General features: G+C 47.6%; 7 protein-coding genes. All 7 read right to left on the minus strand.

The genetic code is table 11. The features are described from left to right. A partial coding sequence (locus GF309_11350) for an FtsX-like permease family protein (GenBank protein ID MBD3159376.1) occupies positions 1-2,725 on the minus strand: 2,725 nt, incomplete at its 3' end. Further along, positions 2,726-5,455, minus strand: a complete 2,730-nt coding sequence (locus tag GF309_11355; protein ID MBD3159377.1) for an FtsX-like permease family protein — start codon at positions 5,453-5,455, stop codon at positions 2,726-2,728. It abuts the gene before it with no gap. Between the two features lie 312 nt (positions 5,456-5,767). Then, complete coding sequence (locus GF309_11360) at positions 5,768-6,463, minus strand: hypothetical protein (GenBank protein MBD3159378.1); 696 nt, start codon at positions 6,461-6,463, stop codon at positions 5,768-5,770. Positions 6,464-6,724: 261 nt separating this feature from the next. Beyond that, entirely contained in the window at positions 6,725-7,720 is a 996-nt protein-coding gene (locus tag GF309_11365) for a hypothetical protein (GenBank protein MBD3159379.1), read from the minus strand. A gap of 69 nt (positions 7,721-7,789) precedes the next feature. Next, positions 7,790-8,005, minus strand: coding sequence for a hypothetical protein (locus GF309_11370; GenBank protein MBD3159380.1), 216 nt, complete (start codon positions 8,003-8,005; stop codon positions 7,790-7,792). A gap of 40 nt (positions 8,006-8,045) precedes the next feature. Then, on the minus strand, positions 8,046-9,053 hold the full coding sequence (locus GF309_11375; protein ID MBD3159381.1) for a hypothetical protein: 1,008 nt from the start codon (positions 9,051-9,053) through the stop codon (positions 8,046-8,048). Beyond that, positions 9,043-9,414, minus strand: a complete 372-nt coding sequence (locus GF309_11380) for a hypothetical protein (protein MBD3159382.1) — start codon at positions 9,412-9,414, stop codon at positions 9,043-9,045. The genes GF309_11375 and GF309_11380 overlap by 11 nt, the downstream gene beginning before the upstream one ends. Positions 9,415-9,913 lie beyond the last annotated feature (499 nt).

Here is a 9,913-nt window from a genome sequence, read left to right on the forward strand (position 1 = left end):
CAATAATCGTGAGGAGTGCGATGGGAACAGAGATTCGAACCGGGAGCCGGAACCACTGCAAGGACGACGTTGGGCCAAGAAAAGCAAGTGGAATCTGTAGGGCGAAGAATACGAGGATTAACGAAATCACGGACCCGATAATGGCCGCTCCGAGGACGCTTGCAACAGCATCAGCAAGGAGTGGCCCCATGATCGAGCCACGGTCCGTTCCAAGTGCCCGAAGCATCGAAAGCTGCTTGCGTAGACTATCGATTCTCACGACCGTCACGATGGCGATTCCAGCGGTCAGATAGATGAACGAGAAGACCACGTTGAGCGTATAGATGCCGTGAATGGTCTGGGCTGCTTCTGATTCCAGTGCTTTCAGAATCTGCTGTTCGGAGGATTCCACGTTTCCAAAACCGGCAGTGAGAGCTGTGATATCCTCTATCACCGTGGTGTCATTGGCGGATTGGTCAAGATTGCAGTAGAAACTGGTTACCCGTGTGGTGTTCAATTGGTCTTGAAGGTGGTTCAGGTTCATAATCACAAAGGAGCGAAGAAGATCGGGCCTTCCAGGGACGCACCCTTTGCCGCCTTGGTAGAACATGGACATGACATCGACGATGTGGTATTCAGAAACCGTGTGATTTGCTGCATCACCTATCCTGACTGTTACTTCATCATCGTATATCGGTGCGTTTCTCAAGAAACCAGCGCCAAAACCTATCACGGGTTTGAATGACGTGATGACGTTCTGATTGCTCTCAGCAAGCTCCTGCAGTGCTTGCCTGGGAATGTGGTCTTTGGTGAAATAATCTAGCCAGAACGCCGATTGGGCCCATGCCTCAGGTTGAACCCCAAGAATCGTGATGCTTTCATTCCGATAATGTCTATCCCCATCCTGTTCCTCCTCGATATAGGCGACACGACCTCTCGTTTCAAGGACAGCAGACGCGGCTACTACTCCATCAATAGCAGTGATTTCCTCGACCAGATCTGCTGTGACATTGGCTACTTCGGAACGAACGGTCGCATGGATATCTGCACCGACCTCAAACCTGTGCAGGTGCTGGGTATGGATGCGACCTGTTTCCGCGGAAAGGGAACTGAATATTCCAGCAGTGAAGACCATGGCTATGAACACTATGCCAAGCGCGTCTATTTTCCTGAACAACTTGACATTGCGCGAGAGCACCTTGGAGACCGGTGCATACCTGTCAGATTGCATCCTGTCAAACACAGCCGATTTGAGCCGTGGACCTCCCCGAGAAAGCAGGCGGGCGAAAGAGAACACGAACATGCCCATCAGCACCATGACCAGAACGAAGAAGTAGAAGGTACCAAGTTCAGGCGCAGTAGACGCGAACCCGAAGTTTCCAATCAGCGGGAAAAGCAGGTAGGCAGACGCTCCCACAGCCAGAAAATCAACCACCGGGTTTGTCAACTGTTCTCCTGTTGCCAGAACCTGTCGCTCAAGCCAGCCATGGGCCTCCTCAGGGGACATGAGCAATGCCTGTACCGCCATCGGAATCGAGACTATCACGCCAAGACCAAACGCAAACAGGAAAACGAATACAATGGCATCAAGCTCGATAAGCAATACGAAAGATGAAAGCTGTTGGAAGCTGAATTCAAGGAACGTGCGTACGGAACCTGATAGCAGTGCTGAGACCATGCCAGTGCCGACTGCGGCTATGCTCCCAACGAAACCTATTACAATCGACTGAAGGAGTACCCATCTGAAAACCTGCCAGCCTGTCGCACCTCGGGTTTTCAGGGTGCCAGCATCCCGCCGCTGTTCATCAGAACGCATTGTGGCATTGTAGTACACGAGCATGATGGCCATCGTCAAGGTAGGCACAGAGAAGATGAGTGAGAGAGAGGACATGGTACTCGACCAGGTCTCATATGCTGAGAGGGTCTGCCTGAGTTCAAACTGAGAAACGACACCGAAAGGGAGAATGCTTTGCTCGATTTGGTCACCAATGTCATCTGCCAGCCGTGCTGGTCGGTTTTCCCCTTGGGACAGGATGGCGGAAGCGTCCATGTCCACCCAGACCTGGTTTCTCATACTCTCCCATCCTGAGTGGCCAAGCTGACTGAACGCAGTCTCCAATCCCGATTTGGTCGTAATCATCCGGAGTGTCGTGAAGCCGGGTTGATCTCCATACCCCTCACGCCAGAACAAATCGCTTTCGAAGGTTCCGACTATTTCGAAGCTCTGCGTTATGTTCACGGGTTGCCCACTTTCATCTGTAGCACGGGCCGTCGCGGTGAAGTTGTCCCCGATGGCAAGCCCGAGGTAGGAGAGTGTGTTCGTTTCCACATAACACGATGCATCCTCCAGTGGCCCGGTGCTCTCCAAGATGCTGAAAGCACCTGGGAATTGCGAAAGGAGCTCGTTGCCTATGCCAAGGTAGACCTGATCCTCAAACCTATAGTCGTCTATCTCCCGGTCATAGGACTGTACCACTGTCACCCCTTCAGTCCCGAGAACGTGGTTCTGCTCGCGAATCGTGCTCTGTAGGTCAGCAAGTGACGTCTCATTCTGCTGATGGAACCCAGTGGATAGTGAAACCTGTGCATCAACCGCCACGTCATCCAGCATGTCCTGTTGGACCGAGGGGCCGATGCTGTCGATATAGAAGAGCACCCCGCCTAGGACTCCTGCTGATAGGGCAAAAATGAGTAAGGTCGCCAGAACTCGACGCTTTCGGGATGCAAGTTTGGTCAACACGAACATTCAGCGTTCACCTCTGTATGGCCCGGCTTCAGCCCAGTGTGCATTCAGTTCTTGGGCCAGGTTGATTCGGGTATTACTCACAGCAAGTATTGCAACTATGACGATTATAGAGCCAATGAAGAAGCCAGCAATTGACAGAAGGGGCGGCCACCGAATAACCACGAACACCCTGACTGGGAAATCAGTAGTTGACTGTGCATATGTGAGTAAATTACTGATTATAAGAAGAGGGGCATAGATGATTAGCAATAACATGGCGAAGAGTGATAGCACCGCGAGTTCTGCAATTTGTGGTTTAACAACATCCACAGTGTTCCCTCCCATTGATCTCAGCAGGGCTATTTCGCGTTTTCGAGACCGGAGATTCTCTGATGCATACAAGGCGAATACTCCACCGATGACGAGAACCATGCCAACAGTGGCCATCGTGTCGACACTCCGAGATACGGAATATCTGATGCCATCAACATAGGTAGCAACTTCCTGATCTACTGCTACCCAACCATCTTCTTCCAGAACAATGTCTCCCCCGGCACGTACTAATTCATTTACCACTTCGCGGGCATCGGCGGCTTCCTTCAACCTGGTACATAATACGTTATCCGCACTTGTGCTGAGATTCACATCTGATGCCAATGAATCTCTATTCACCCACAGGACAGCTTTTCCCAAATTGTAAGGCCATCCACCATCTCTTGAGGGGCTTCCTTCCGTTGCTGAAGATAATCGTGACACAATGCCACTGATGTGGACAGTAATGGTTTTGGCGTCCTGTGATGAATCATCAATCGATATTCGAACTACATCGTTCACGGAGAAGTCATACTGGTCAGCAATAGATGCGGTAATAATCGCCCCACCTGAAGACACCTCGAGGTCTCGAAGTAAGTCTTTCATGACCGTTGACTCGTTCAAGGGAACCCCCATATAGTCATATCCGACTTTGCCATACTCGGCTGGATCAAGCGCCACGAGTTCAGCATGACCGGAGCGGCCAGTAGCTAAAGAAGCATCCATCTTGGAGAGAAGACTGGTCCCTTCAACCATAGAATGGGAAGTTACATTGTTGAAGAAGAGCTGCCAGGAGTCAACTCTTTGTTCGTCCATATGAAAAGACATATCGCTGCCAAAGGCAAAACGAGCATGATTTCGTCTAGTTCGGGGGAGTGAAGCATCAAGGACGGACATGTTCCATGCTAGACTGATTGCCAATACTAGTACAATGGCCGTGGAAGCACCAGATGATGCACTTCTTCCCACCCGGCGTATCCCAACTGATGACGGCAATTTGCCGAAGACACCATCAAAGGCGCTAGAGATTCTGCTAGCTCCCTGACGAATCCCCTTAACTGCCAGACTTGAAATTGCAATGAATAGGAGTAAGGGTGATACGGAGAGTACCGTAGATAGAATGGGGTTCTCAAGAATACTCACATCCAATGAATATAGCGAAACTAGGGTCAAGCCGGACATAATCAGCAGGAGTACATCCCAACGAATCCTTCGTAGGATACGAATTGCTTTGCCTAGTTTTCTATTTTGAGCAATATCGGGTTTTTCGACTGACCGTCCTAGGAAGAATCCTGCAAGTGTCATGAAGGGTATAAATAAGCCCACCATCGCAGAGAATAGAAGAGATTCCACTGTAATCAGAAAAGGTTCTGAGAAGAAGAGTGAAGGGTTAAACGTAAAATAGGCAGTGGATGAGATTGCCACTCTGCTCAGGAGGACCCCAAGAAAGAAGCCAATTATTGCTCCTATTCCCACGAGAAGACTCAATTCAATGGTGAACATCCTGTCGACTTCTCTTTCTGAGGCCCCTCTCGCTTGCAGCATCAGGAATTCATTCTTTCGCTGGTTGTAGCTATATCTGATAGCCAAGAAATCCAACAGGAAAACCATGAGGATAACACCGCTTGATTGAAGAATCTGTTCCGTTCTGGTTGAGGATCTCCATTCCATGTATTCACGGATTCCTATCTTCAACGTCCCCCATGTGAGTGCTTCGGTGGGGAGCTTCCTTCTGATACGGGTGCCGATGTCCTCAACGTACTTCAATGAAGCGGCGGCATTGTAGGGCGTCAGGGTTGTTCTATCAATATCTACATGGACTTCGAAATCACCAGCACTTTCAGCGAGCTGCTTAGGGGTAACCAGAGCCTTTACGTCACGCACATACCAGCTGGTTGTGTCATCAAAGACTGTACTCTCATTACTAGTCCACAAATCGAATATGCCCACGACTCGAAGATGGTAGGTATCGGATGCTTCGCTTTCACCCGTATAGTTTACATGATCTCCAAAGGTCAGATTCATACTCCTAGCGAATCTTCTCTCGATTGCCACTTCACCTGTGTTCTGGGGGTATATTCCCCCGTCGATTTGGAAGACCTCCGGATAAGCATCAAGATAATGGGAATCCACGCCGGCGACCCGCATATCTTCAGAGTCATTTCGATTTGGAACGTCAAGGAAGCCGTCCGATATGGTAATCGATGCAGCCCGCGCTACTCCTTCAATCTCTCTGATGTCCGGAATAACCGCTCTTGTTTGCAGGTTCTCAATCTTAAACGCAAAGGGATCCTTTGTCCATTTGTCCCATTGGCGAACCGAACAAGAATCAACGTATACACTGATTCCCATGGCTGTAGCTGAAGCAAGTGAAAGGCAGAGAAGAGTTAATAGTTTCCGTTTTCGTACCCAAGGAATGCCAGAGTATATTCGAAGCATTTGATTTCATTCCTATACCCATCTAGAGGGAAGAATCTGATAATGTAATTGAATGCAGAGAATAGTCTTGGCTCTGCAAATTATTCCCTCGTTATTTGAAGTATTCTCTTCTCGTTGCTTCCCATTGTTTGGCCAATTCCTCATGTTTTCTAGGGATAGTTATGAGTGCAAATATTGTCGATAATGAAGTAATGAACAATTATAAACATGTTGAGTGATTGAAAATTAAAAGACAGGAAGTCCCTCAAGGGACTTCCGTTAATAACCTAATTTCTGTGATTGTCTGTTAATTCCCTCAATGCTGTCTAAGTGCTATTGAGGATCGTAGTGATAGACGAAGGGTTTATAGTATTCATGGGTTTCGAGGTACCACCCTCCGCCATAGAAGGTATACGTGTACCAGACTTTAACCTCATACCTCCCAGCGTGTCCATCTGGATCTAGGATTATCTCAAACACTGATTTCAAGCCCTTTTCGTAGAGTGCGGGATATCCAACTGGCCACTCAACTATAACAGCATGTCCATCCGCCCAAGATGATGCTCCTTCAGCATCGTCCGCCTCCTCCAAACCTGACGAAGCAGAAAACCTATCCAACAAAATCTCCGTTAGCTCGTTATAAACTATTTCAAGGTCGTTATCAGTGTCGGTATTCTCCGGGCTTGTTCTCATTGTCTCCACAGAAATCCATGAAGTGTCAAGCCAATCATCGTGTGGATATGACCATATTTTCACGGTAATTCTAAGCTTGGCATAGGCATTATATGGATCTTCTCCGCCTTTAGTCATCATCGCAGCTCTGAAATGGGGATCATTGTCCGATGAAGGGTCTGAGCTTGATGTACAAGGGTATCTTGTATTGTGTGAAGTTATTGCAAGCCATTTATCCGAACGCTCCAAGTTCTGGGCGTCTGGGCCGGTATCACACCATGCTGCGACGGGCTTAATACCAACAGCCACCGCAACAAAAACCATCAACAATGCACCAAATATCTTTCTTCTATTCATTACTAAACTCTCCCACACAGGTATATACTATGTATATACCTTCATGCGCCTCATATAAAATAGTGCATCTTAATAAGATTTGGGGTTAATTTGATTTAAAGTAGGGGCATTACTTCCAGATGTTCTTAGGATAATTACATTAACGACAACAACATTGAGCCTTTCTAGTGTTTTGGAATCCATCATCAAACCTGACTACTGTGTAATTCCCACATAAATAATGAATTCCGCTTATTTTCTTAGATATTCATAGGGTTCGGCTTAGTACCTAGCAAATTCTGGTTGTCCTCGCGTTTTGACATAAATTCCAAGAGAGATGGCAGCTGCTACTCCCACCCCTCCAATCACAATAGCTATTGCCATCGGATGTATTCCTGGAGATAGCTGACGGGGGTAATGATCTACGCTCCCTGCATCACCAGGAACAGTATATTGTCCGAAACCGATGTAATCACTCCAGAAGTTTCCGTGTGTCCCGTTATCCCATTGACTGCCTCCACCCCTATCGGAACCATTAGTATCGTTGTTGTAACCCAATCGGTTTAGGTAAATGAGATTAGATTCCTCTCCTGCAACAGCCACGCCGGTATTTCCATTACGCATTGCTCTATTCTCTTTCAATGTGCAATTGTCTGAGAATACTATGTGGAAGCCGTCGTCTCCATTATCAACCGCAGCACAATTTGTAACAACGCAGTTTTCTCCTGAAAGATAGAAACCGTCATCGGCGTTATCAACTGAGGTATTATTCGCAAGTACGCAATTATCGGATTGAACAATCTTGAAACCGTTGGCCAAATTGTTATATGCTTCGTTTTCTATGAGATAGCAAGAACTGGCATTCGAAACATCCAATGCAGTTTTGCGGGATTCGGCAATACAAGAGCGAATCACTCCATGAGTGACATTACTCAAGAGTATTCCAGGATTCTGCGATGGTTCCAATGAGGATATACGACATTCATTAATCATGAAATAGACTGTTGTATTATAAATCCCAATTCCTATTGAGAAGGTTTCAATGTCTAGCTCATGTACTAAAAAGGGATGATTCTTCGTTCCGTTTCCGGGCCATCCTTGATTTATCCAATCGCGATTGCTGCTGATGACAATAGGTTCATGCTGACTATAGGATAATGTCGTGGTAGGTGTATTATCCACAAATGCCTGAGTGGATGAGCAATTACTATTTTTCGAAGCTATTGGCGTGATTAGGCACAGCAAAGCAATCCAAAATAGCGATAAGTTCAATTTCAATTTGTATCCACATTGTTTTAGATTATATTCAAGACAATAAAAGGTTAGGGAACTGGAGATTGTGCCAGTTCATTCGTTGACGAAATTCTTCAATTGGCGCATCAGGTTGTACTTGATGCGCTGTCTGTCCATGACGTTGGCAACAACGTAACCCACCTGAAAGGTTGTTCCATGCGGCTGAAACTGTCTGAATCGTTCGAACAGCGCAGGTTCATCGATAACCGAAAGCTCGGTTGCTGAGCCCCATTCCTCTGCGTATCCGTGTTTTGGACTTGTGTATGTCATTGGTTGTTCCTCGTGCGTGTCACTGAACATGTATTGATGATTAGTCAGAGGGCCCATTGATGTATGATTCAGCATATTCTCTGAGAGCTGAAATCTGCACTGTGTTGGGGTGATGATAGAAACCACCCCACTCAAGTGGGAGTTCCACATTAAAAGAGGGTATGCTTACGTGGTCTTCCAGACAGAAGTTGCTTCTGTAACTCATAGGTTTCTTGAGCTTGAACCTGTAATGAGCCATATGGGCCATATACTTCCCATTAACCGGTAATGTGGTCAAAACAGAATTGTGATGTTCCCTCCCGCGATGTACCCTGTTTGTGTAGACGAAGATAATCCCGCTTGTCAGTGCAATATCCTGGAACCGTTCCAAGGTCTTGTTCAGCTCGGCGCTACAGATGTCGTGGTCATACCCTCGTGCCAATTCCATGGCAAACAGCTTACCCAGAGCGTCTACGACAACAACGCTCACTTCTTCAGTACAACCGGTACTCAGCGCGTCACGGAATTCAACTATATGTTCCCGATTCATGATGTGGATAGTTTCGATATGTTGCATTACCTTGTATGAATCAAGATCGAACCGCTTGGCCATCACCCGAATCAGCAGTGGTGAGAAGGACCATTCGGCGTCAATCCATATGGCCTTCCCATCTAGACCGCCCCGTTCTGTTGGTAGCTGTGATGTGACCGCAAGTTGATGACACCACTGGCTTTTTCCCGACGCTGCTGGCCCATAGAACTCGACAAGCGAACCAGTGTAGATACCTCCTTGAAGGCGAGTATCAATCATAGAAATACCGGTGGTGAGTTGTTGTTTCTTTGACATTTCTCGTTCCACTTCCGTAGCTGGCCTCAGGTTGCTAGAGGAAAGCATTTTACGTGCTGCTTTGATGAACTCGTCTATATTGCGTATCTGGTATCGTCTGTAGAAACGGATATCGTTGGGGTCCTGATACGACAACATCTCAGCACTTGTGATTCCGATTTTGCGTAATTTGGCCGCGGTCTTGGCACTAACTCCGAACACTTCCTCAAGATCAGTTGGCATGGTCTCCCTCCGCGTTTCCGAATGCGACTTCAAGGTGTAGGAATGACGAGCTCAGCCGCTGGAAGGCAGGGTTAATGCTCATTGGATTTGTGCCAATCCCTTCTAGGGCATACAGAATTTCCTGCGTACTGAGTTTCTCGTTCCCCCTTGAGTCGAATGCTAGGAGAATGCGTTGTTCATCATCTGTATCCGGTAGTTTGTACACTGACCGGCAAGCGATGCCATGAGCCTCAAGGGCTTCACGGATTCTCTGTTCGGTTATGTCTGTGCTCCTCATGATGCAAACCTCTGGAGCTCTTTCTTGCGGTCTTCTGAACAGTCTGGCTGGCTGTGTGGGTCTTGCTTCTACATCATCAAGCAATGGGAAATCCTCCCAAGAGCAGTGTTTCCCGTTCGCTTTCCCGGCAACCGTTGAGCGCCTCCACAAGCTCCGGGTGTTTCAACATCTGGTTAGAGTGGATCACTTTGGCCAGCGAGGACCAGATACGTATCGAGTCGTCGAGGATCCTATCCCGGATGGCTCGGAGTACATCTTTGTCATTCCGCAACCATTCAAGGTGTCTGAGAAGGAGAATCTCATCGGTAAGGCACTTCTCGTTTCGTATTCTGTCAATAATCTCGGCTTTCGATGCCATGATGGCCTGTTTGATGGCATCGTGTTCTGCAAGGTACGGGATACTGACGATAAGAGCAGCATCGTGCCAGTTCTCTTCTGCCCGTTCGATAAGGTGGTCCAGCCGTCCAAGCGTTGCTTGTTTGATGCTCGGATGCTTGTGCAACCCATAGCCTGCAACAACATGCAACTGGAAAATGATACTTGAGCACGTTGTAATATTGTCCGCAATCGCCTCCTGAATCTC

The sequence above is a fragment of the Candidatus Lokiarchaeota archaeon genome (genome assembly GCA_014730275.1).
In the GTDB taxonomy this organism is placed as follows: Archaea; Asgardarchaeota; Thorarchaeia; order Thorarchaeales; family Thorarchaeaceae; genus WJIL01.

Excerpts from the sequence above, each read along its gene's own strand:
- GF309_11360 (MBD3159378.1), bottom strand. The coding sequence starts at position 6,463 with ATGAATAGAAGAAAGATATTTGGTGCATTGTTGATGGTTTTTGTTGCG.
- GF309_11355 (MBD3159377.1), bottom strand. The coding sequence starts at position 5,455 with ATGCTTCGAATATACTCTGGCATTCCTTGGGTACGAAAACGGAAACTA.
- GF309_11370 (MBD3159380.1), bottom strand. The coding sequence starts at position 8,005 with ATGACATACACAAGTCCAAAACACGGATACGCAGAGGAATGGGGCTCA.
- GF309_11375 (MBD3159381.1), bottom strand. The coding sequence starts at position 9,053 with ATGCCAACTGATCTTGAGGAAGTGTTCGGAGTTAGTGCCAAGACCGCG.